The organism is Actinoplanes sp. NPDC049802, assembly GCF_040656595.1.
Classification (GTDB): domain Bacteria; phylum Actinomycetota; class Actinomycetes; order Mycobacteriales; family Micromonosporaceae; genus Actinoplanes.
The window spans coordinates 1-22,621 of sequence record NZ_JBFAMR010000090.1 but is presented as its reverse complement, the minus strand read 5'-3'; the positions used below and the strand labels follow the sequence as shown (position 1 = coordinate 22,621).

General features: G+C 70.9%; 20 protein-coding genes. 13 read left to right on the top strand and 7 right to left on the bottom strand.

Annotated elements, in window-relative coordinates; all coding sequences use genetic code 11:
* Positions 1–64: 64 nt before the first annotated feature.
* The 4 genes from AB0I88_RS36185 (at position 65) to AB0I88_RS36170 (ending at position 2,520) form a co-directional block, all read left to right on the top strand.
* Positions 65–193 (top strand): hypothetical protein, encoded by a 129-nt coding sequence (locus AB0I88_RS36185; protein ID WP_361035509.1) that lies wholly within the window; start codon positions 65–67, stop codon positions 191–193.
* A 469-nt stretch (positions 194–662) separates the two neighbouring features.
* Positions 663–1,133 carry an RICIN domain-containing protein gene (locus tag AB0I88_RS36180; protein WP_361035506.1) on the top strand — a complete coding sequence of 157 codons (471 nt, stop codon included), beginning with the start codon at positions 663–665 and terminating at the stop codon, positions 1,131–1,133.
* A gap of 401 nt (positions 1,134–1,534) precedes the next feature.
* On the top strand, positions 1,535–2,116 hold the full coding sequence (locus AB0I88_RS36175) for a hypothetical protein (protein ID WP_361035503.1): 582 nt from the start codon (positions 1,535–1,537) through the stop codon (positions 2,114–2,116).
* Positions 2,117–2,235: 119 nt separating this feature from the next.
* Positions 2,236–2,520 carry a hypothetical protein gene (locus tag AB0I88_RS36170; protein ID WP_361035500.1) on the top strand — a complete coding sequence of 95 codons (285 nt, stop codon included), beginning with the start codon at positions 2,236–2,238 and terminating at the stop codon, positions 2,518–2,520.
* A 454-nt stretch (positions 2,521–2,974) separates the two neighbouring features.
* Here the strand turns inward: AB0I88_RS36170 and AB0I88_RS36165 are convergent, their stop codons facing one another.
* Positions 2,975–4,174 carry an MFS transporter gene (locus AB0I88_RS36165; RefSeq protein WP_361035497.1) on the bottom strand — a complete coding sequence of 400 codons (1,200 nt, stop codon included), beginning with the start codon at positions 4,172–4,174 and terminating at the stop codon, positions 2,975–2,977.
* A 239-nt stretch (positions 4,175–4,413) separates the two neighbouring features.
* Between AB0I88_RS36165 and AB0I88_RS36160 the strand changes: the two genes are divergently transcribed.
* From AB0I88_RS36160 to AB0I88_RS36145, 4 genes are all read left to right on the top strand, one after another.
* Positions 4,414–5,382 carry a DUF5937 family protein gene (locus AB0I88_RS36160; protein WP_361035494.1) on the top strand — a complete coding sequence of 323 codons (969 nt, stop codon included), beginning with the start codon at positions 4,414–4,416 and terminating at the stop codon, positions 5,380–5,382.
* 156 nt (positions 5,383–5,538) lie between these two features.
* On the top strand, positions 5,539–6,714 hold the full coding sequence (locus tag AB0I88_RS36155) for a histidine kinase (RefSeq protein ID WP_361035491.1): 1,176 nt from the start codon (positions 5,539–5,541) through the stop codon (positions 6,712–6,714).
* A gap of 56 nt (positions 6,715–6,770) precedes the next feature.
* On the top strand, positions 6,771–7,436 hold the full coding sequence (locus AB0I88_RS36150; RefSeq protein ID WP_361035488.1) for a response regulator transcription factor: 666 nt from the start codon (positions 6,771–6,773) through the stop codon (positions 7,434–7,436).
* 27 nt (positions 7,437–7,463) lie between these two features.
* Positions 7,464–8,189 (top strand): endonuclease/exonuclease/phosphatase family protein, encoded by a 726-nt coding sequence (locus tag AB0I88_RS36145; RefSeq protein WP_361035485.1) that lies wholly within the window; start codon positions 7,464–7,466, stop codon positions 8,187–8,189.
* Positions 8,190–8,289: 100 nt separating this feature from the next.
* On the opposite strand, the gene AB0I88_RS36140 is transcribed toward AB0I88_RS36145, so the two are convergent.
* Positions 8,290–9,444: a CoA transferase gene (locus AB0I88_RS36140; RefSeq protein WP_361035482.1), complete on the bottom strand. Its 1,155-nt coding sequence runs from the start codon at positions 9,442–9,444 to the stop codon at positions 8,290–8,292.
* 142 nt (positions 9,445–9,586) lie between these two features.
* On the opposite strand from AB0I88_RS36140, the gene AB0I88_RS36135 reads away from it, so the two are divergent.
* Together AB0I88_RS36135 and AB0I88_RS36130 are read left to right on the top strand one after the other, a co-directional pair.
* On the top strand, positions 9,587–10,510 hold the full coding sequence (locus AB0I88_RS36135; RefSeq protein ID WP_361035479.1) for an ATP-binding cassette domain-containing protein: 924 nt from the start codon (positions 9,587–9,589) through the stop codon (positions 10,508–10,510).
* Complete coding sequence (locus AB0I88_RS36130; RefSeq protein WP_361035476.1) at positions 10,507–11,277, top strand: ABC transporter permease; 771 nt, start codon at positions 10,507–10,509, stop codon at positions 11,275–11,277. The genes AB0I88_RS36135 and AB0I88_RS36130 overlap by 4 nt, the downstream gene beginning before the upstream one ends.
* Here the strand turns inward: AB0I88_RS36130 and AB0I88_RS36125 are convergent.
* Together AB0I88_RS36125 and AB0I88_RS36120 are read right to left on the bottom strand one after the other, a co-directional pair.
* Positions 11,253–14,279 (bottom strand): BTAD domain-containing putative transcriptional regulator, encoded by a 3,027-nt coding sequence (locus AB0I88_RS36125; RefSeq protein WP_361035473.1) that lies wholly within the window; start codon positions 14,277–14,279, stop codon positions 11,253–11,255. The genes AB0I88_RS36130 and AB0I88_RS36125 overlap by 25 nt on opposite strands.
* A 34-nt stretch (positions 14,280–14,313) precedes the next feature.
* Complete coding sequence (locus AB0I88_RS36120; RefSeq protein ID WP_361035470.1) at positions 14,314–16,575, bottom strand: beta-L-arabinofuranosidase domain-containing protein; 2,262 nt, start codon at positions 16,573–16,575, stop codon at positions 14,314–14,316.
* A gap of 283 nt (positions 16,576–16,858) precedes the next feature.
* Between AB0I88_RS36120 and AB0I88_RS36115 the strand changes: the two genes are divergently transcribed.
* Complete coding sequence (locus AB0I88_RS36115; RefSeq protein WP_361035467.1) at positions 16,859–17,518, top strand: TetR family transcriptional regulator; 660 nt, start codon at positions 16,859–16,861, stop codon at positions 17,516–17,518.
* A gap of 97 nt (positions 17,519–17,615) precedes the next feature.
* Complete coding sequence (locus AB0I88_RS36110) at positions 17,616–19,424, top strand: NAD(P)/FAD-dependent oxidoreductase (protein ID WP_361035464.1); 1,809 nt, start codon at positions 17,616–17,618, stop codon at positions 19,422–19,424.
* Positions 19,425–19,501: 77 nt separating this feature from the next.
* On the opposite strand, the gene AB0I88_RS36105 is transcribed toward AB0I88_RS36110, so the two are convergent.
* From AB0I88_RS36105 to AB0I88_RS36095, 3 genes are all read right to left on the bottom strand, one after another.
* On the bottom strand, positions 19,502–19,780 hold the full coding sequence (locus tag AB0I88_RS36105; protein ID WP_361035461.1) for a hypothetical protein: 279 nt from the start codon (positions 19,778–19,780) through the stop codon (positions 19,502–19,504).
* 232 nt (positions 19,781–20,012) lie between these two features.
* Positions 20,013–20,699: a CBS domain-containing protein gene (locus tag AB0I88_RS36100; protein ID WP_361035458.1), complete on the bottom strand. Its 687-nt coding sequence runs from the start codon at positions 20,697–20,699 to the stop codon at positions 20,013–20,015.
* Positions 20,696–21,649, bottom strand: a complete 954-nt coding sequence (locus AB0I88_RS36095) for a nitroreductase (protein ID WP_361035455.1) — start codon at positions 21,647–21,649, stop codon at positions 20,696–20,698. The genes AB0I88_RS36100 and AB0I88_RS36095 overlap by 4 nt, the downstream gene beginning before the upstream one ends.
* Positions 21,650–21,838: 189 nt before the next feature.
* Between AB0I88_RS36095 and AB0I88_RS36090 the strand changes: the two genes are divergently transcribed.
* On the top strand, positions 21,839–22,423 hold the full coding sequence (locus AB0I88_RS36090; RefSeq protein WP_361035452.1) for a hypothetical protein: 585 nt from the start codon (positions 21,839–21,841) through the stop codon (positions 22,421–22,423).
* Positions 22,424–22,621: the final 198 nt, after the last annotated feature.

Genomic DNA, 22,621 nt, shown 5'->3' with positions numbered 1-22,621 from the left:
TATGCCGTCGGCCCGGCGACCTTCCGCCCGTCACAGCCGGTAGCGATCAGGTAGAGGCCGCCATGTGTCGGCGACGCCGGCGAGGTGCTCGTTCAGCCAGCACCCCTCGCCCGCGACGGTCCTGCGCCTGCTGCGCGACCACGACGAGGAGATCGCCGCGGCGGCGCTCGTAAGCGACGGCGGCGACCGATGACCACCAGCGCCCGCACGGAAGGCGTGGGACGCACTCAACCCGCGCCAGCAGACCTATCTGTCGGTGATCTACGACGCCGAGGCTGACATCGCCGACCGCCGCGAACGCAGGCAACGGACACCGACCTCGGTGTGCGGAGGAGGGCGGTCGGCTGTGCAGACGACTCCAGGCACTGACAGCGGCTGCGGTTACGTTGTGTCAGCCGACACCCGGATACACCTGGGCCTCAACCGGCGATGCGGGTGTGCAGCTGACGAACCCACCATTTCCGCTCGGATTGATAGCGGACCTCAGGGCCTTACGGAATTGTCCGCACATTGCATTCGAACGATCAAGACGCTATTTGTCCATCCTTGGATTTCCCGATTCGCCTTGATGTTCGGAGCAATCGGTTACGATAACAGGAGTAATTGTTTACTTATGATCGAACGGCTGCTGACGCGCTTCGGTCATATCATCGGAGGTAGTTGTGCGAAAATCATCGAACGCCAGCCGAATCATGTTTGCTCCAGCACTGCTGCTCGCCGTCGGGGTGGCTTCTCCGGCTACCGCAGCACCAGTGGACAGCAAGGCCCTGAGATCCGTGCTGAACAATAAGTGCCTGGATGTTCGTGGTTTGAACAACAGCAACGGCGCCGAGGTGGTCATGTGGGACTGCAACGGCGGCGCGAACCAACAGTGGTACTGGTCCGGAAGAGAAATTCGTACCGTGTTGAACAACAAGTGCCTGGATGTTCGCGGTTTGAACAACAGCAACGGCGCCGAGGTGGTCATGTGGGACTGCAACGGCGGCGCGAACCAACAATGGTACTGGTCCGGAAGAGAAATTCGTACCGTGTTGAACAACAAGTGCCTGGATGTTCGCGGTTTGAACAACAGCAACGGCGCCCAGGTGGTCATGTGGGACTGCAACGGCGGCGCGAACCAACAGTGGTACTGAATCCCTGCCGTTGGCGCCGCGGTGGGCGTTGCCTGCGGCCGCGCGCTGAGTTCGCGGCGTGAAGTGGGTCGAGAATGGGCACCGCTGCGGCGGCCGGTGGACCGATCCGAGCGAGGCAGGATACGACCGTGGTGCGATCCGTGGCTGGCACGGACAGCAGCCCGCATCCCGCCGGGGAAAGAGGTGAGCGCTCCGGGAACTCCACGTCACCGGCGCTCACCAGGCCACGTTCTGCAACTCTCCACGCGCGGTTCGCGCCGGCCTCCGCTGCCCGGGCCTCTCACCCTCGCTGAGATCCAAACCTTCCTCAGCGGTACGGGCGGACCTGCGTACTACCACTGATGCACGACGACGGCGGCGGGCGAAACATGGCCGGTAACCACTACCGGAGGTGACCGACGATGTACGCCCGCATCCAGACAATCGCGTCCCGGCCCGACAACGCCGATAAACTCGCCCGTGAACTGGTCGAAATCATCTCCGGCCATCCGGGATACGCGGGCCTGGTCCTGCTCGAAAGCGCCCTGCTCACCCTGTGGACCACGCGCCAGGACGCCGAGTTCGCATCGCAGCGGTCGCAGGCCGGGCGCGGGCCGCGGCCGGTGACCCTGCTGACCGACGACAGCTACGAGGTCGAGGAGGACCAGCCGGGCCCGGCGGCGCACCGGCCGGCCACCGACGGTTGGATCGGCTTCTTCGACGGGCCACTCCGCCCCGACCGGCTGGCGGCCATCCGGCGAGCCGGGGCCGAACAGATCGGGCCTGCGCTGCGTGCCGTGCCCGGCCTTGTCCGAACGTTGACCATGTGGGATCCCGGCACGGCGAAGTTCGCCGTCGCCCACCTCACCGACTCGCCCGGCTCACTGCGGGAGGTCGGCGAGACGATCACGTCGACGCGGCCGCTCACGGGCGACGCCCCGGCCGCCGTGTCCGGCCCCGACCGGATCGCGACCGACCGGGTCGTCGCCTACGAGCCCGTTTGAACCGTCGGCGGCCCGCCGGTGTTCACCCCTTCGAAGAGGACGCCCGGAAAAGTTGTCGTATCCCACGGCTACCTTGAGGGTCTATCCGTCGAAAGTGTCGCGCGAAGGAGGAGAGCACCATGACTGCCGTTCTGACCGCCGCCCGTGCGGAGGCGCTGTTCACCACCGCTCTGGCCACCGGAAGCCGGCCGGCCTACGAGGTCGTCGACGAAGCGATCCGCCTCGCGGTCCGCAGCCACGGTGGCGTCCGTGGGTGCGCCGCCGACGTGGCCGCCGAGTACGGCGATCACCCCGAGGTGGCCGTCCCGCGCATGCGGTGGGCACTCAGCGTGGTCGAGGTTCTGTACCCGGCCCGCCGGGACCGGCCTGAGCGCCCACATCATCGCTGGGCCCTCGTCGCCTGAGGAGTCCGGGCCGGGCACCGGCCTCCGGCGCGGTAGGCCTGGCCCCGGCCGTCTGCCGCCCACATGGCGCGGCCGCCGGTCCAGCAACCGCGCCAGCACGACACACGGACGGACCGGTCACCACCGAAACAGGTCGCCGAGCAGGACAGCCCGGACACCGGCTGGTCGTGGGCGCTGCCTCAGCACCGTCAAACAGCACCCAGCGCCGGCGCAGCGCCCCCGAACAACCCCGGCTGGTCGGGGGCGCTGCCTCGAACGCTCCGAGACGGCACTCACGGGCCAGCCAGTACCGCTCGGCTGGCGCTGAGCGCCGTCTCAACGGTGCTGTGACAGCACCCACGACCAGCCGAACAGGATCGGCCAAGATCCGGACAGTCCCGAACCCCACCAGCCGACAGCATCGGGTCCGCGGGTGGGTGAGGTCGGGAGCCCGTACCAGAACACGGTTTTGGGTTCAGGTGGACCGGCGGCGCAGGTGGACGGGGAGGGCGACCAACGACGTCGCCATGCCGGCGGCCGCGATGGCGGCGGCGGGTGACGTCAGTTCGGCGACGGCGCCGAAAACCAGTGGGCCTACCCCCTGCAGGGCCATCAATCCGGTGGAGAGCAGGGCGAACAGTTGGCCGAGCCGGTCGGCGGGGGCCGCCTCCAGGAATTCGCGCTGAAGGCCGAGGCCGTAGGCGAAACCTGTTCCGGCGAGCACCAGCACGGCCGTGGCCACGGGAAGCGGCAGCGGCGCCGGCAGGGTGATCAGAGGAGCGCCGAGCAGGACGACCAGCGGGGCGGAGAGGCGTTCACGGACGCTCGGGCGCAGCAGCCGGCCGACGGCGAAGTTGCCGATCAGCATGCCGACCGCTGGGGCCGCCATCAGGATCGCGCCGGCGCCGGGAGCGAAGCCGCGGCGGGCCGCATAGGCGACGAGCAGCGCTTCGGAGCCGGCGACGAACGCGGACGGCAGCCATTGGGCGAGCAGCAGGCGCCGGATCGTGCGGTCGGCGAGCAACGACACCGCGCCGGTCCAGCTGTCGCGAACCGCTCCCCCGTGCTTCGGGCCGGCACTGCCCCGGCCGCCCGGCAGACGGAGGCGGACGACGACAGCGGCGAACAGATGGCACGCCGCCGCGACGAGCAGAGCCGGGCGGGCGCCGAGCGTCGCTACCGCGACACCACCGCCGACCAGGCCGAGAAGCTGCGCGGCGGACGACGACATGCTCGTCAGAGACCGACCCAGGACGTACGCGTCGCCGGTGAGACGTTCGGCGATCACCTTCGACGCGGCGCCGGAGAAGACCGGGGTGAAGCAGGCGACCGCGGCCACGAGCAGCAGGTTGACCACGACCGGCAGGTCGGCCAGTCCCAGCGTCGCGGCCAGCGCCGCTTCCACGGCGTAGCCGGCGACGATCAGCGGACGGGCCGGAAGCCGGTCGGTGAGCGAGCCGAGCAGCAGGCCACCGGCGAACTGCGGCAGGAACCCGGCGCCGAAGGCCAAGGCGCTGAGCAGCGGCGAGCCGGTGCTCGTGTAGACCAGCACCGACAGCGCGAAGATCTGCAACGAGTTCGCGCTGATCGCGAGGATGCGGGCGACGAACAGCGTGCGGAACGTGGGTTCCGCGAAGACCTCACGGTAGGTGGCCGGGCGGTCGGCGACGGTCATGCGATCTCTCCCGTGGATACTCCGGCCGTCAGGACTCCGGTCGGCAACTCGCGAACCAGACAGCAGGGCCGCGATGACCAAGCCGCTGACCTGAGCCGGACGACGGCGATCGTGCATCCCGTCCGGTCGGTTCGGTCGTTTGCCTACGGAATCGTTCACGGCCGGTCGGTGACGCCTTGAGCCTCCTGTCCCGGCGCCGTGACGGGCCAATGTTTCGCTTGGCGACGTAAGGTCGTGGGGTGTTGCGGTTCGTCGTCGGCGCCGAGGACCTGTTGCGGACCCGGTTCGCGCTGTCGCCGGTGTTCGAGCTGCTGAATTTGATCCGGGCGGTGTCCGGTCCACACGGGCGGGGTGTCCCGGCCTCCTGGCTGGCCCGTCTGCGCCCGCGGTTCGAGCCGTTGCGTGCCGATCCGGTGCTGGACGCGATTCACGCGCTGCACCTGGCGACGTCGGGGGCGACATTCATCTGTCCCCCGCCGCGGCGGATCGGCCAGACCATCGAGGACGACCTGGCGGCGCTGCGAGCCGCACCCGCTCCGCTCGTGCGGGAGGAGATCGACTACTACCTGGCGCGTTCGCCGTCATCGGCGGCTGCCCGTGAGGTGCTGGCCGCGCCGGACGTCCTCGACAGGCTGGCGGACTTCCTCGCCGCCGCCTGGTCCATTCTCCTCGCTGACGATTGGCCCCGCCTGCGGCTCCTGTGCGAACGAGACGTGGTGCACCGGTCCGGAGAACTGAGCCGAGCCGGCTGGGAGGCGGCATTGTCCGGACTGCATCCGAAGGTGCGCTGGCTGGACGGCGGGATCGACCTGGTCGGCCGCGGCGGGCGCGCCGCCGTCCTGGGCGGGGCAGGGCTGCTGCTGATCCCGTCGGTGTTCATCTGGCCGGAGATCGCGGTCTTCGCCGACGAGCCGTGGCCGAAAGCGATCGTGTATCCCGCGCGCGGTGTGGCGACCCTCCTGGAACAGGGCCCGCCCGAGGCGCCGGAACATCTGGCCGCGCTGATCGGCCGCTCCCGCGCACTGATCCTGGTCATGCTGGCGGATCCCGCGAGCACGAGTCAGCTGGCCCGTGCCCTGGGAATGGCCGTGGGAACGGTGGGCGATCATCTCGGGGTCCTCCTGCGTGCCGGGGCGGTGGAGCGAGCTCGAACGGGCCGATCGGTCCTCTACCGCCGAACCCCCTTGGGCGATCAACTCGCAGGCTGACCACGTTGCCGATGGAGCTTGACAGCCGGACGGTAGAAGCGGTCGATGCTCCGCCGAATCGCTCTGGAGGGGCCATCGTTCGTACCTCTTGAGGGGTACAGGGGATGCCCCCGGTGAAGGATCCGCCGGGCGGTTACGCGGCCGTACGCTGGTTGGGTGACAGCGAGGCGGTGGTTGATCGACAGCATGGTGGCGACGTCCGCCGCCGTGTTCACTCTGGTGATGCTCCAGCAGGGCGGTCTCGGCTCTCAGGACGGCATCACCCGGCCACTGGATCCGCTCGGTGTCGTGCTCGCCCTTGTGTCGACCGTGCCTCTGATCTTCACCCGCCGGGCCCCGGGCACGGTCTTCGCGATCACGGCGCTCGCGTCGATGTGCCTGATAGCGATCAACTACCCGCTGGACGTTCCGCCCGGCGCGCTGATCGCCACCTATGCGCTCGCCGAGAAGTACGGCGGAGCGTCCCGGAGGAGAAGGTATGCCGCCTGCACCGCGGTCATGCTGTATCCGCCGGTGGCGATCTCGCTGACCGCGGTCAACGACCAGGTGCGGTCCATGCTGTCGATCGCTCCCGGATTCGCCGCATGGATCACCATGTTCCTGCTGGTGTGGGTGGCCGGTGACCGCAATCGGCTGCGACAGGAGCGGATCGCCGAGCTGGAGGAACATGCGCGGCTGCGCGAGCTGGACATCGCGGCGCAGCGACGGCTCGCTGCCGCCCAGGAGCGGACCCGGATCGCCCGGGAGCTGCACGACTCGGCCGGTCACGCCATCAACGTGATCCTGGTGCAGGCCGGTGCCGCACGGCTGCTGCACGAGCGCGACCCACAACGGTCCCGGCAGGCCATCGAGACCATCGAAGAAGTCGCGCAGAGCACCATCGCCGACATCGACCGGCTGGTCCGGGCGTTGCGGGAGGAGGCCGGCCCGGCCGATCCCGCACCGGCTGACACGGCGGCCCTGGAGCAACTGGTGGACCGTCACCGGGCCAGCGGGTTGCGAGTGTCGACGACCTTCGATGGAGCGCCGCGAGGGCTGCCCAGCGGGGTGGCCTGGGCCGCCTACCGGATCCTTCAGGAGGCTCTGACCAATGCCGCTCGGCACGGGTCCGGGACTGCCGATGTTCGGATGGCCTACGGGAACTCGGAGGTGGAGATCGAGGTCAGCAACCCGGTCGGATCGGTCCCACAGCGAGGCGGCGGGATGGGCATCGTCGGCATGCGGGAGCGGGTGGCGCTGCTCGACGGGACCTTGGAGGCGGACACCGCCGGGCCGGAACTGTTCCGGCTGCGCGCCAGGCTGCCGATAGCCGCGACCGAGGCCGCCATGTGAAGCGCGCACGCCACATAACCAACGCCTCCGAGCCGCAGACAGGGAGGGCAGACGCGGTGCTTCGGGTGCTCATCGTCGATGACGACGACTTGATGCGGGCGGGGCTGCGGGCCGTCCTCTCCAGTGACGATCGGATCACGGTGGTGGGTGAGGCCGCTGACGGGCGGCAAGCGGTGGCGCTTGCCCGGGCGCTTGCACCCGACGTGGTGCTGATGGATGTGCGGATGCCGCAGCAGGATGGGATCGCGGCCACCCGGGATCTGAGTGCGGTCGCGCCCGATGTCCGGGTCCTGATACTGACCACGTTCGAGGACGATGACTATGTGTTCGGGGCGCTCAACGCGGGCGCGTCCGGGTTCCTGCTGAAGCGAACACGGCCGGAACAGTTGATCGAGGCCATTCACACGGTCGCGGCCGGGGAGTCGCTGTTGTCGCCGTCGATCACGCGGACGGTGATCGACCGGATGACGACGGCCGTGCCACCGGATCCGGAGAGCACGCGGCGGCTGCAGGCCCTGACCGCCCGGGAGCGCGATGTTCTGACGCTGGTGGCGCGGGGCCTGTCGAATGCGGAGATCGCGACGGAGTTGTTCGTCGAGGAGTCCACCGTGAAGACCCACATGAAGCGGATCCTTCCCAAGCTCGAACTCCGCGACCGGGTGCAGGCGGTGATCCTCGCCTACGAGACCGGTATGGTCCGTCCCGGAGAGAACGCTCGATGAGGTGGGATCACACTGCGGCTGCTGACGTTGAACGCGCTGTTCAAAGGGGATGTTCGGGCGAGGCTCCGAGTGCTCGGCGAAATCCTCGCCGAATCCGGGTATGACGTCGTCTGTCTGCAAGAGGTCATGTACCGGCATCTGGTTCCGGAGTTTCCACATCGGGTAGCTGCCGGGGCGGCCCTGCTCAAGGGTGGTCTGGTCGTGCTCTCCCGCTGGCCGGTGACGCGGTGGCGGTTCGTTCGGTTCCCGTTGACGCCGCCGGCCCGGCCGGAATATCTGATGCGCAAAGGGGCGCTTGTCGTGACCGTCGACACCGGTGACGGCGACTTGGTGGTGGTCAACACGCATCTGTCGGCGAACCGGGATGACGACTGGTCGGCGGAAAATCGGTACACGCGCATCGCACGAGCGGAACTCGGCGTGCTGAGGCGGCAGGTGGCCGCGCTCGATCCGGCGGTGCCGGTGGTGGTGACCGGTGATCTCAACGTGCCGCGTGACTCGGTCGTTCTCCGCGACTTCCTGGCCGAGACCGGGCTGCGGGATGTGCTGGCCGGAGACACCCGGCCGACGTATCGGCCGACTCCGGGATGGCCCTCTCCGCCCGCCTTCGACCATGTTCTGGTGCGGCCGCCGATGGACGGGGCCGCCCGGCTGGTCTTTCAGGATCAGATCGCCCTTCCCGACGGGCGCAGCGCCTACCTCTCCGATCACTACGGAGTGGAGGCCGACCTCGTCCTGCGTCCGGCCGCGTAGATCGCTTTCCGTGAATAGCCAAGGGTCAGCGCCGTGAATAGCCAGGAGTCAGCGCTGACATGGCCGGACGGTCCGCCGGCGCGAGCGGTGAGCGGGGCGGCTACGGGCTGGGGTGGGGCAGTGTGGCGGCGCCGGAGAGCCACGAGCGGATCAGGGTGTCGTGCTCGTTGAGAGCCGGAGGTGGTGTCGGCGTTTTCGGGCGCGCGTAGGCGTACCGGATGGGGTGGCGGATCTGCTGGGTTTCTCCGACCTTGGTCAGGGGATCCAGGCCCAGGGAGCGGGCATGATCGATCGCCTGTCCGATGTCGCGGACCACCCCGGCGGCGATGCCGGCAGCGGTCAGGCGTCGTTCCCATTCGGCGGCGGGGGCTGCGGCCAGGGCTTCCTCCAGCGCCGCGACCAGGGGCTCGCGATGGGCCACCCGGGACGGGTTGTCGGCGAAACGGGGATCCTCGGCCAGCGACGGCGCACCGACGGCCGCGCACAGGCGGGTGAACTGGCGGTCGTTTCCGCAGGCCACGGCGATCGGGCCGTCGGCGCAGCGGAGGGTCTCGTAGGGGGCGATCGACGGATGCCGGTTGCCCATCCGGGTGGGCGCGGCCCCGGTGGCCAGGTAGCCGGACGCCTGATTGACCAGGCCGCCGAGCAGGCTGGACAGCAGATCCACCTGGACGTGCTCGCCCTGGCCGGTGACGGTCCGGCGGTGGAGGGCGGCGAGGATGCCGATGGTTGCGTCCTTGGCGGTGAGCACGTCGACGAGGGCTACGCCGACTTTCAGCGGGTCGCCGTCGGCTTGCCCGGTGATGCTCATCAGACCGCCGACCGCCTGCACGAGGAAGTCGTATCCGGGCAGGTCGGCGGGCCCGAATCCGGTGATGGAGCAGTAGATGACACTGGGGTTGACGGCGGCGACCGACTCGTGGTCCAGACCGAAGGCGGCCAGGCGCAGGTTCTGGACGACCACGTCGGCGCGGGCGGCCAGGGACAGGGCGGTCTCCCGGTCGGCGGGGTCGGTGAAGTCGAGGGCGATGCTGTATTTGCCGCGGTTCAGGCCTTCGAAATAGGAGGAGGAGGCGGCGCCCCACGGTGGGCCCCAGGTGCGGGTGTCGTCGCCCGTTCCGGGGCGTTCCACCTTCACCACGACGGCGCCCAGGTCGGCGAGGGTCATGGTGGCCAGCGGGCCGGCCAGCACCCGGCTGAAGTCGGCCACCACCAGGCCGGACAGCGGCGCCGGCCCGGTTCCGGAGAGACTCATGGTGCGACGGTATTGGATCAGCCGGCCGTGCGGAACGCGGCGCCTGCGGCGAGCCGCGTCCGGAGCGGGCGGACATCACTGTCCGGTGTGGTGAAACCGCGGTGATACCGCCGTGATCCGGGTTGGGCGCACCGTCACCGCCATGACTGACATCCCGGCGATCGCGGTGACCGGCCTGCGCCGGTCGTACGGCGATCAGATGGCGCTCGACGCCATCGACCTGGAGGTGCCCGAAGGGTCCGTGTTCTCGCTGCTCGGCCCGAACGGCGCCGGTAAGACCACCATGGTGCGGATCCTGTCCACCCTGATCCGCGCGGACGCGGGCGAGGTCCGCGTGTGCGGGCACGACGTGGCCCGCGAACCCGGCCGGGTGCGGGCCGTGATCGGCGTGACCGGCCAGTTCTCGGCGCTCGACGACTATCTCACCGGCGAGGAGAATCTGCTGCTCATGGCCGATCTGAACCATCTGGGCCGGGCCGAGGGGCGGCGGCGTACGGCGGACCTGCTGGACCGGTTCGGATTGACCGGGGCGGCGCGGAGGCCCGCGGTGGCGTACTCGGGCGGTATGCGGCGCCGCCTCGACCTGGCGATGGGACTGATGGGCGAGCCTCGGGTGATCTTCCTGGACGAGCCGACCACCGGTCTGGATCCGCGCAGCCGCCGGGACATGTGGCAGATCGTCCGGGAGCTGGCAGGGCAGGGGGTGACGGTCTTTCTCACCACCCAGTACCTGGAGGAGGCGGATCAGCTCGCCGGCCGGATCGCGCTGCTCGACCGCGGGCGGCTGGTCGCCGAGGGCACCCCGGACGAACTCAAGCGGCGAGTGCCGGGCGGCCACGTGGAGTTGCGGTTCGCCGACGACCGGGCGATGGCGGCGGCCGCCGCGGCGCTCGGGCTGCCCGGCGGGGAGGACCTGCTGCTGCGGGTGCCCGGTGACGGCGGGGTTCGCTCGCTGCGGGAGTTGCTGGCCCGCCTGGACACGGCCGCGGTCGAGGTGGAGGGGCTGACCGTGCACACCCCCGACCTGGACGACGTGTTCTTCGCGATGACGGGAGCGAAGCCATGAGGAACGATTCCGCCACCATGTTGCGCCGCCAGTTCCGGCACATGTCCCGGGACCTGTCGACGACGTTGCTGCTGCTGGCCGTACCGATCGTCTTCCTGTTGTTGTTCGTCTACGTCCTCGGTGGGACGCTCGGCGACGGGCTGGGCGGCCAGGGCGGCCGGGAGGCGTACGTCAACTACGTCACGCCCGGCATCCTGCTGATCACCGTGGCCAGCGCCGTGCAGGGCACCTCGATCGCGGTGGCGGTCGACATGACGAGCGGCATCATGGACCGGTTCCGGACCATGGCGATCTCCCGGACCTCGGTGTTGACCGGTCATGTGCTGGGCAGCGTGCTGCAGATCCTGTGCCAGCTCGCGATCGTCCTCGGTGTGGCCGTGCTGGTGGGTTTCCGGCCGGGCGCGACCGTGCCGGAGTGGCTGGCCACCGCGGGGCTGTTGACCGCCACGGCGTTCGCGCTGGTGTGGCTGGCGGTCGGGATGGGGCTGGCGGCGAGGTCGGTGGCCGCGGCGAGCAATCTGCCGATGCCGTTGACGTTGCTGCCGTTCTTCGGCAGCGGGTTCGTGCCGACCGAGTCGATGCCGGCCGGGTTGCGCTGGTTCGCCGAGCACCAGCCGTTCACGCCGATCATGGAGACGATGCGCGGGCTGCTGCTCGGCACGCCGATCGGCGACAGCGGCGCGGTCGCGCTCGGCTGGTGCGGGGCGATCGGCGTGGCCGGGTACGTGTGGGCGAAACGCAACTACAACCGCGACCGCAGCGCCTGAGCCGCCACCGCGCGCAGCCCGTCGCCGGCCAGGTGGGCGTAGGAGGAGACGGCCTGCTCGTACGCCCGCCGGTCGGCCCGGCACGCGTCGGCCCGCGCCGTCGCCGCCGACATGGTCGGCTGGAAGTTGCGGAGCACCCGGAACCGTTCGGCCAGCGCGATCATGCGGGCCGCGGCGGTGGCCCGGTCCGGGCGGGTGAGGTCGGCCGTGGCGACGGCGAGCAGCATCGTGCCACAGATCGTCTGCTCGATCAGGTACGGCGGCGGGTGCTCCAGCGGGTGGGTGAGCAGGTCCAGGAGCCGGCCGGGAAGTGCCGCGACGAGGTCGGCGACCGGGTCGAGCCGTCCGTGCCGGGCGTGCGCGACGACCGTCACCGACCGGGCTTCCACCACCCACGGGTCGATCACGCCGTACGCCTGGCCGGCGTCGCGCAGTTGGTCGGCGACCCGCCGCCACAGCCGCAGCCCTTCGTCCACGTCGCCGCGGGCGAACGCCAGTTCGGCGCGGACGCCGAGGTCGTAGCCGATCGAGTGGGACTCCAGTTCCTCGGCGTAGGCGACGGCGGTGGCCTCCTCGAGCCGGCGTTCGGCCTCGTCGGCGTCGCCGAGCTGAAGGTTGGCGAGCACCAGCCAGGTACGCGCGCCGGCCACCGTGGACTGCGCGCCGAGGCGTTCCAGTGCGGGCAGCGCGGCGAGCAGGTGGTCGCGGGCCCGGGCGCCCTGTTCCAGATGCAGGCAGAGCTCGGCGACCCGGCAGTGGCCGGCCGACCGCTGCCACGGCAGGTTCAGCCCGGTGGACTCGTCGAGCGCCCGCCGGGCGGTCTTGAGGGCGCCGTCGAGGTCGCCGGCGGCCTCCCGGTGGTAGCTGATCAGGGTGTTCGCGACACTGGAGAGCAGCGGTTCCGGGCTTTCGCACAGCCGGTGCAGCTGGGCCGGGTCGCGGACCGCCGCGATCACCCGGTCGACCGCGGCGGGCAGGGTGTCCGGGGCGGCCGGGCCGAGGCGGCGCAGCGCGACGGCGGCGCGCACCGGCCGGGGGCCTTCGGTGCCGAAGGTGGTGGCCAAAGCAAGGACCAGGGCGGTACGGGTGACTTCGACGTGCTCCGGGTCCGGCCGGTAGTGCGAGAGCGGCCAGGAGGTCTGCCGGGTGAGCTGGGTGAGCCGGGGATAGTCGGAGTCGAGCATCCAGCGGCCGCCGAGGATCGCGGCGATCGCGGCGATGGTGGGCCGGTCGTCGCGGTCGACGGCGAGCCGCAGGGCGTGCTGGAGGTTCTCCTGCTCGGCCTTGGCGGCGACGGCGGAGGCGTACGGGTCGGGGCCGAACAGACGCGCGTGGTGGGTGAGCCCGAACTCCCGCGCCCAGCCGAGGAACTCGCCGGTCACGTCGGTGGCACCGGGCTGGGCGGCGCTGAACTCGCGGATCGTCTCCAGCATCCGCAGCCGGGTCCCGGCCGGGGTGTCGGAGACCTTGAGCAGCGAGTGGTCGACCAGATGTTCGAGGAGCAGGAGCGGGTCGCCGCCGAGCAACCGTTCGGCGGCCTCGACGGTGAACCCGCCGGGGAACACCGACAGTGCCCGCATCGCCGCCCGCCCGGCCGGGTCGAGCAGGTTCCAGCTCCAGTCGACGACGGCGTGCAGGGTGTGGTGGCGGGGTGGGGCGTCGCGGGCGCCGCCGCGCAGCACCGCGAACCGGTCGCCGAGCCGCCCGGCCAGCTCGGTCACCGACATGATCCGGATCCGGGCGGCGGCGAGTTCGACCGCGAGCGGCAGCCCGTCGAGGTGGCGGCACACCTGTTCGACGGCGTCGGCGGGCAGGTCGGCGCCGGGCCGCTGGGCGCGGGCCCGCTGTTCGAACAGGGCGACGCCGTCCGGCAGGCTGAGCTCCGGCAGCCGGTAGACCGCCTCCGACGACAGTCCGAGCGGGGTGCGGCCGGTGGTGAGCACCCGGACGTCGGCGGTCGACGCCACCAGGTCGCTGACCACGCCGGCGACGTCGGCGGCCACGTGCTCGCAGTTGTCCAGCACCAGCAGCTGGGCGCCGGCCGCTGCCGCCACCTCGCCCGCGACCTCACCGGGACCGACGGCGGCGAGCGGAACCACGGTGACGGTGGGCAGTTCGGCGCGGCGGGCCACCGCGTTCGCGAGGCGGGTCTTGCCGAGCCCACCCGGCCCGACGATCGAGACGACCCGGGAGGTACGCAGCAGCGCCTCCACTGCGGCGATGTCCTTCTCCCGTCCGAGCAGCGGGTTCGGCTCGTGAGCGACACCGTGCCGAACCCGGGGTGTCAGACCTTGCAGCAGTCGCCGGTGCTCCGCCTGGACCGCCGGTCCCGGGTCGGTGCCGAGGTCGTCGCGCAGCCGCCGACGGTAGTTGTCGAAGCGGGTCAGGGCGGTCGCCGGCCCGGCCGTGGCGGCTTCGCAGCGCAGCAGCTCGACCAGGATCTCCTCGTCGCGGGGCCGTTGCACGGCCAGTTCGGCGAGCGGTTCGGCGGCTTCGGCGTACCGGTCGAGCCGGGCCAGGGCGAGCGCACGGGCGCGGGCCAGCGCCCGGTGCGCGGTGCGCCGTTCGGCACGCAGCGCGGCCAGCCTGCTGTCGTCCTCGGCGGTGCCCGGGACGTGGCCGTGCCACAGCGCCAGCCCGGCGGCGGCGTGCGCGAGCGCGGCGGCATGATCGCCGGCTCGCGCGCATCGCGCCGCGGCGGCGGCGCGGATCAGCACCGCGGAGCTGTCCACCTGATCGTCGGTCAGGGTCAGGCGATAACCCGTCGGGGTACGCGCGACGACGTCTCCCAGCCGCGTACGCGCCCGGGAGACGAGGATCTGGAGGGCTTTCGGCGGGTTCTCCGGCCGCGCGTCGGGCCACAGCGCCTCGATCAGCCGTCCGGTGCCGCACCCGGTCCGCAGATCGCCGGCGAGCAGCGCGAGAAGGTCCCGCAGCCGGACGCCGGCGATCTCCCGGTCCCGGTACGCCACCCGGGTCAACAGGACGAGGTCGGGTGTCACCGGCTCAGCGTATCGCCGGTCCCCGATGTCCCGGTCAGACGGCGGTGAGCCGCCAGAGGTTGTCCGCGGTGCCGTTGTCGGAGTCCTGCACCACCTGGCTGCCCTGCGCGGTGGCGTTGTTCAGGACGGCGAGCAGTTTGCCGCTGTGCACGTTGCGGATCTTGTAGGTGCCGTTGCCCTGGTCGACGAGCGTCCACCGGTGGTCGGCGGTGCCGTTGTCGGCCCATTGCAGGACGATCGCGTTGTCGGCGGTGGACATGTTCTGCACGCCGAGGACCTTGCCGCTGTTGAGGTTGCGGAAGCGGACGGCGGTGCCGTCGGTGATCCGGGTCCAGCGGTGGTCGGCAGTGCCGGTGTCGCCCCAGATGAGGGCGAGCCCTCCGTCTGCGGTGGACATGTCCTTGATGCCGAGGACCATGCCGCTGGCGACGTTGACCAGCTTGTAGGTCTGCGCCGTCGACCAGTAGACGGTGTAGTTGACGCCGTGCGCGTCGTGGAACGGCACCAGGTTGACGGTGGCCCCGTCGGCGGTGGCGGTGGTGCGGGTGACCGAGGCGACGTTCAGCGACGGCGGCGCGGTCAGGGCGGTGTTGCCGTAGTTGCCGGCCAGCACCATCGGGCCGTAGGTGATCGCCTGCACGGCCGGGTTGTCGGGGGTGGGCCGCAGCACGATCCGCATCGGCAGCTTGACCGTGACGGTGTCGCCGGCCGCCCAGGTGCGGGTGATCGTGGCGTAGCTGCCCGGGGTGGCGGCGACCGGCTGGGCCGTGCCGTTGACGCTGATGGTGGCGCCGGAGGTCCACGACGGGATGCGCACCCGGATGCCCCACGACCCGCTCATGGTCCCGGCCAGCTTCAGCGTGACCACATCCGAGGAGGGGAAGTCGGTGGTCTGGGTGACGGTGATGCCGCGCTGCGTCCAGTTGAGCGTCGACGGCACGAACAGGTTGACCGTCAGGGTCGTACCGCTGCGGTGGTAGATCGCCTCCATGAGCCGGGTGTTGACCTCGACGCCGGTGCCCTGGCAGCACCAGAACGTGCCGTAGTCGGTGGACCAGGTGCCGCCGCCCCAGGCCGGCCCGACACCGCGGCGGCCGCCAGCGCGCAGCGGCGTGAAGTAGGTGACGTGCCCGTGGCTGTCGGCGGGGTTCTGGGCACCGATCACGTGGTTGAGCAGTGCCTGCTCGTAGAAGTCGAAGTAGGCGGCCCGGTTCGGGTCGATCAGCCACAGTTCCTGCGTGAGCCGCAGCATGTTGACGGTGTTGCAGTGCTCGCACGTGTCGTTGGTCAGGTAGGCGGCGATCGCGTTGGCCGGGCGGAAGTGTTCGGCCTGGCTGTTGCCGCCGATCGCGTAGGTGTGCGCGCCGACCGTGATGTTCCAGGCGTTGGTGGCGATGTCGCGGTAGCGGGTGGTGCCGGTGGCCTTGAACTCGCGGGCCGCGCCGATCCACTTCGGCACCTGCGTGTTGGCGTGCAGCCCGTTGAGCGCGTCGGTGCCGGCGGCGAGCGGGTTGAAGACGGCCGCGTGGTCGAAGCGCTGGGCCACGGTCAGCCAGCGGGCGTCACCGGTCTGCTGGTAGAGGTCGGTGAGCACGGCGTTCATGCCGCCGAACTCGGTGCCGAGCATGGCCTGCATCTGCGCACCGGTGAGCGCGGCGGTGCGGGTGTCCACCCAGGCGGCGAGGTTGAGCAGGACGGTGCGGGCCTGGGTGTTACCGATCAGCCGCCACACGTCGAGCAGGCCGGCCATGGTCTTGTGGATGCAGTAATAGGGGACGTTGCCGTTGGTGAGCGTGCGGTTGTGGACCGCGGTGATGTCGGCCTCCGGGAAGCCGGACAGATAGCCGCTCGCCGCCTGGCATTTCGCGAGCTCGGCGACCATGTAGTCGGCCTTGTCCCGGCAGACGGTGTCGCCGAGCACGGCCCACGCCTGCGCCCATGCGGTCAGGAAGTGTCCCTGTACGTGGCTGCGGAACGGGAAGGTGGGCGCGTCCCAGCCGCCGTTGGCCGCGGCGCCGCCGGTGGACAGCCCGTGGTTGGCGCGGAAGACGTAGAGCAGCCGGTTGACGTCGACGAATCGCAGATAGTTGAGGGTGCGGGTCTGGTTGTCCATGAACCGCCCGGCGGCCAGTCTGACCTGGCCGAAGTCGAACGGATAGGCGGCGACGCCCTGGTCGGCGCGGACCGGCGGGACGAGAGCGGCGGCGGCGGGAGCGGCGCGCAGCAGGGCGGGCGCGGCAGCCGAGGCGATGGCGACACCGAGGACGCGGCGGCGGGAGACGGGGAGCGGGGACATGTGCTCTGACCTCCGGGTAGGTCGCGGATTCTTGTGATCGCTAACAGCAATGCAGCGGTGGATACCGAACAGTCAGCGAGGGGATGGTGTTATCGCTCACATAGATACGGGTGAAGATTGAAACATCGCTGTAACTGTGCTGTCAACGGCGCGCTGAGCTGGTGGAAGGCACGACAGAAGGGGCCCGGAGACGGTTGGGCGCCCGGGGCTGCGCAAGGCCCGGATCGGGGCGGGTCATATCCTGGCCCGCGCCGGACCTCGCACGTCGCACTGGAGCACGAGCATGAGTCACGCCAGACGGGCACGCGCCGAACAGGTGGAGACGACCCGGGCGCGCATCCTGGAGGCGGCCGAGCGGCTTTTCGCCGAACACGGTGTCTTCGCGGTGTCCAGCCGGCAGATCAGCGAGGCGGCCGGGCAGGGCAACAACGCGGCCGTCGGCTACCACTTCGGTGGCAAGACCGAACTGGTCCGGGCGATCGTCCGGCGGCACGCCCGGCAGACCGAGGAGATCCGGGAACGGCTGCTGGACCGGCACGGCGGCAGCGACGCCCTGCGGGACTGGGTGACCTGCGTGGTCCGGCCGTTCACCGACCATCTCGCCACGCTCGGCAATCCGAGCTGGTACGCCCGGTTCGCCGCCCAGCTGATGACCGAGCCGAACCTGCGGCGATTGGCGGCCGTCGAGGTGGGCGCCGCGCCGACGCTGCACGCCGTCCTGGACGGTCTGCACCGGCGGCTGCCGCACCTGACGCCCGCGGTGCGGCAGGAGCGCGACGACATGGCGCACACCCTGATCACACATTTCTGCGCGCGCCGGGAACGGACCATGCCGCCGGGCGCCGATTCACGCTCGGTGTGGGCGGCGACCACGACGAGTCTCGTCGACGCCCTCGAGGGGCTCTACGGCGCACCGTGCCAGAGCATTGAGGACCGTATTTGACGCGACAGGCGGCCCCGCTTCACCGTCCACATCAGTCAGTTGCTTTAAATTGATCGCCTGGCTGTGCACCGGAAGCTCCCCGCGAAAGGTCCCACGCATGTCCCCCTCCGGCACCCCCGCTACACCCCACCGGTTCACCCCCGAGGAACTCACCGCTCTGCGCGCCAGATACCGCGCCGAGCGGGACCGCCGCATCCGACCGGACGGGGCCACCCAGTACCAGCGGGCGGCCGGCGAGTTCGGCTACTACGCGAAGGACCCGTACACCCCGTTCGTGGAGCGGGAGGCGAAGACCGACCGGGTCGAGGCCGTGGTGATCGGCGGCGGGTTCGGCGGCCTGCTCACCGGCGCGCGGCTGCGCCAGGCGGGCGTGCAGCAGATCCGGATGGTCGACGAAGGCGGCGACTTCGGCGGCACCTGGTATTGGAACCGCTACCCGGGCATCCACTGCGACATCGAAGCGACCGTCTACATGCCGTTGCTGGAGGAGGTCGGTTACGTCCCGAAGTGGCGGTACGCCCCGGGCGAGGAGATCCGCCGGCACTGCGTCGCCATCGCCCAGCGGTTCGACCTGTACGACGACACCATGTTCCACACCCGGGTCACCTCACTGACCTGGGACGACGCCGCCAACGAGTGGCAGGTGACCACGGACCGGGGCGACGACTTCCGGAGCCGTTACGTGGTGATCTCGTCGGGCACCCTGACCCAGCCGAAACTGCCCGGCATCCCCGGTGTCCAGGAGTACCGGGGGCACACGTTCCACACCAGCCGGTGGGACTACGAGTACACCGGCGGCGACCAGACCGGCGGGCTCGCGAAACTGGCCGACAAGCGGGTGGCGATCATCGGCACCGGCGCGACCGGCATCCAGGCCATCCCGCACCTGGCCGAGTCGGCCCAGCACCTGTACGTCTTCCAGCGCACCCCGTCGACGGTCGACGTCCGCGGCAACCGGCCGACCGACCCGCAGTGGGCGGCCTCGCTCAAGCCGGGCTGGCAGCAGGAGCGGATGGACAACTTCCTGACGATCGTGACCGGCGGCCATGCCGACCAGGATCTGATCGGCGACCGCTGGACCGCCACCGCGAAGCTTCAGCGGCAGATGCTGACCGGCACGCTGGACCCGACGATCTCGGCCGAGGAGCGCGAGTACCTCGACGAGATCGCCGACTTCCGGACGATGGAGGAGATCCGCGCCCGGGTGGACGAGGTGGTCGAGGACCCGGCCGTCGCCGACATCCTCAAGCCCTGGTACCGGTACATGTGCAAGCGGCCCACGTTCAGCGACTTCTACCTGCAGACGTTCAACCGGCCCAACGTCACCCTCGTCGACACCGCCGACCACGGCGGCATCACCCGGATGACCGAGACCGGCGTCGTGGTCGGCGATCAGGAGTACGAGGTGGACTGCGTCGTCTTCGCCACCGGCTTCGAGGTCGGCGTCTCCGGCGTGGTGTCCGGGACACTGCCGGTCACCGGCCGGGGCGGGATGCCGCTGCTGGGCCACTGGCGCAACGGTCCGCGTACCCTGCACGGCTTCTACAGTCACGGCTTCCCGAACCTGTTCCACCTGGGCGCGATCCAGAACGCCGCGGCCGTCAACTTCGTCCACGTGCTGCAGGAGCAGGCCACCCACATCGGCGCGGTGGTCGCCGAGGCCGGCAAGCGGGGCGCGATCCGGGTGGAACCGACCGCGGAGGCGGAGGAGGGCTGGGTGCGGACGATCTTCGAGACGGCCCCGAACAACTTCGACTTCCAGGCCGAGTGCACGCCCGGCTACTACAACGGCGAGGGCAACCCGCGGCCGGTGAACTTCTCGTTCGGCCCCGGCCCGGTCGTCTTCCACGAGTTGCTGCGCACCTGGCGCGGCGAGGGCATGGACGACGTCCTGGTCACCAACTGAGTCGGCACACCACGTCGAGGAACTGTCCGGGCGGCCGACACCGCCCGGACAGGCCGGGCCGGCAGGCCGCCGTGCGGCTACCTCTGGGCCGCCCGTTCCGCCAGGTACCACTTGAGCAGGAAACCGCCGATCACCGCGACGATCACCACGGTGCCGGCGATGAGCAGGGCGAACAGGCCGTCACCGTGCTTCTCCCGGAGCATCACGGCTCCGTCGATCATGAAGTAGGCGCCGGCGACCAGGCCGGCCAGGGTGAAGACCCAGCTGTTGTTGAGCGGTTTGCGGGCGGCCGGCTCCGGTCCGGTCCCGGCCGGGGCGTCCTGCGGCTGGGGAGAGTCGTCGTCTGTCGAGGTCACGTCTGCAGTATCGGTCATCGGGTCCGGTGGCCAAGTCATCGGGCCCGCGGACCTCGGACCGTCTGGCTCGGCCGGCCGCACCGGCCGCCGCCCTCCGGCAGAGGGCAGCGGGCGAACGGCGCCGGCTCGCCCGCCCGGACCGGCGTCCCAGTGGCCCTGCCGAAGCTGGTCGAGCGGCCCGTCGCCCCGCCCGCCCGGACCTGCGACTCGCCGCGGCCCGGGAGGGACGTGTTCAGGCGACGAAGAACGCGGGGACCGGGTCGGCCAGCTTGCGGTCGTCGAAGTCGAAGGTGATCCGGTCGACGGTCTCCACCACCCCGGGCACCAGGCGTACCAGCCGGGCCGTCAGCACCGCCGACGACCAGCGTTCGGTACGCCCGGTCAGGGTGACGACGCCCCGCCGCACCTCGGCGTCGACCTCGGCGACGTTCTCGGTGAACAGCACCTCGTCGATGGCGGCCCGTACGTCGGCCAGGATCTCGAAGTCGGTGCGCAGGTGCTCCTTGAGCAGGTCGCTGCGGCTCACGATGCCGGTCAGGCGGCCCAGGTCGTCGACGACCGGAAGCTGCTTGACCCGGGCGTCGTCCATCAGCCGGGCGGCCGCGCGGGTGCCGGTCGACCCGAGGACGGTGACCGCGGGCACCGTCATCAGCTCGGCGGCGGTCAGCGCGTCGGCTTTGCGGCGCTGGTCACGGCGGCGGCGCTGGAACCAGCGCGGCCGCGCCGCACCCGCGTACTCGATCTTGAGCAGCAGGTCGGACTCGGACACCACGCCGAGCACACGCCGGTCCTCGTCCACGATCGGGACCGCGTTGACCCGGCGCCCGGCCAGCAGGCCGACCAGGTCCCGGTAGAGCGCACCGGGGGCGGCGAACACCACGTCGGCCGTCATGACGTCGTTGACATGCCAGGCTTTCATCTCGACTCCTCCACTAGCACCTTGCTCAACGGCCGGCGCGGGGTGCGCCCGGCCACCCCGCCGTAGCCGATCCGCAGCACCATCTGCGCCGGCCTGCGAGTGAGTTGTTCGCGGATCTCCGGCACCTCGACCGGCTGGCTGATCGGGGTGGCGGACAGGCCCAGCCAGGTGGCGGTCAGCAGCACCCGTTGCAGTGCCTGGCCGGCGCGCAGCCGGTCGGAGGCGGTGTCGCCGTCGGTCGCCAGCACCAGCACGGTCGGATGCGGCTCGAACGGCGCGGACGGCCGCGGCGGCATCCCGGCGGCGCGGACCGGCATCACACCGAGTACGTCGTCCGGCCCGTACGCCCAGGTCGGCACCCCGTCGTGGCGGGCGGCCCGGCCGGTCCAGCGGCTGATCTCGGCCGCGTAGTCGGCGCGTTCGCGCAGCCGCTGGTCGGCGACGCGGGCCAGGCCGAGGATGGCGTCGCGGGCGGCCGGGTCGGCGACGGTGAGTTCCGCGCCCTCGCTCTCCGCCGCGTCCTGCAGCTTCTCGACGACGCGGTCCGGCACCGCGACCCGCGCGAACGGCCACCGGTTGGTGTGCCGGTACGGGATCGCCGCGGCGAGCGCCTCGGTCGTCGGGTCGGCGGCCAGCGGCCGGCCGGCGGTCACCCGGGCGGCCAGCGCCGGATCCCGCGGGTCGGGCAGGAGGTCACAGTCCACCTCGTAACCGGCCCGCCGGATCGCCAGGCGCAGCGTGAACACCGCGGCGCCGACGCTGATCAACTGCTCACGGCCGTCCGGGTCGGTGACCGGCAGCAGGCGGTGGGGGTCGGCGTACACCTCGACGGCGGGCGGGACCACGCGGAACCGCCAGGGCTGGCTGTTGTGCAGCGACGGCGCGGTGGTGGCCGACCGCACGCAGTCGGTGAGAACTCTCCGTGACGGTGGAGCGAACGGCGTGGTCATCGTGCCTCCTCTCGAAGGTGGGGCGGCCGGCCCGGCCGCGGCCCCTCAACATGACCTCGAACACGGTCCCTCCGGCCAGGGCCACAGGTCCCGGTGCTGTCCCGGCCGGAACGGGACTTAAGGCCCGGGAGGCCCGCAGTTCGGCGACGGATAGTCGAGGCATAGAAACCCATGATTGAGGAGGACACCATGACCGCTACCGGCCGCACCGCGGCCACGTCGCTCGAGCACGCTCCCGCGCCGGGTTCGATGCTCACCCACAACGCGGCCCGTTCCCTGGCCGTGCTGCGGATCTCCCTCGGGTTCGTCTTCCTGTGGGCGTTCCTCGACAAGACCTTCGGCCTCGGCTACGCCACCGCCGCGGAGCGCGCCTGGATCAACGGCGGCTCCCCCACCAAGGGATTCCTCTCCGGTGTCGCGGTCGGCCCGCTGCAGGGCTTCTTCAACGACATCGCCGGCGCCGCCTGGGCCGACTGGCTGTTCATGCTGGGCCTGCTCGGCATCGGCGCCGCCCTGATCCTCGGCATCGGCCTGCGTGTCGCCGCCGGCGCCGCCGCCGTGATGATGCTGCTCATGTGGTTCGCCGACTTCCCGCCCGCGACGACCGACGCGGCCGGCGAGGCGACCCATTCCACGAACCCGTTCATGGACTACCACCTGGTCTACGGGCTCGCCGCCGTCGTCACCGCCCTCACCTACGCCGGCCACACCTGGGGGCTGGGCCGCTGGTGGGCCGGGCTTGCGCTGGTGCGCCGCAACCGCTGGCTGATCTGACCCGGGAAGCCGGCACGGACGGTCCCCACCGTCCGTGCCGGCTCGACGGCGCCTGGCGAGAGAAGCGGCCGTGCGAGGCCGGCGCGGACGCGGTGTCCGTGTGTGGAGTTGGGGCGGGCCCGAGCAACGCCACCACGTCGCCGTGCGCCACGAACACCTCGCCGGTGATCCGCGCCCCGGCCGGGCCGGACAGGTACA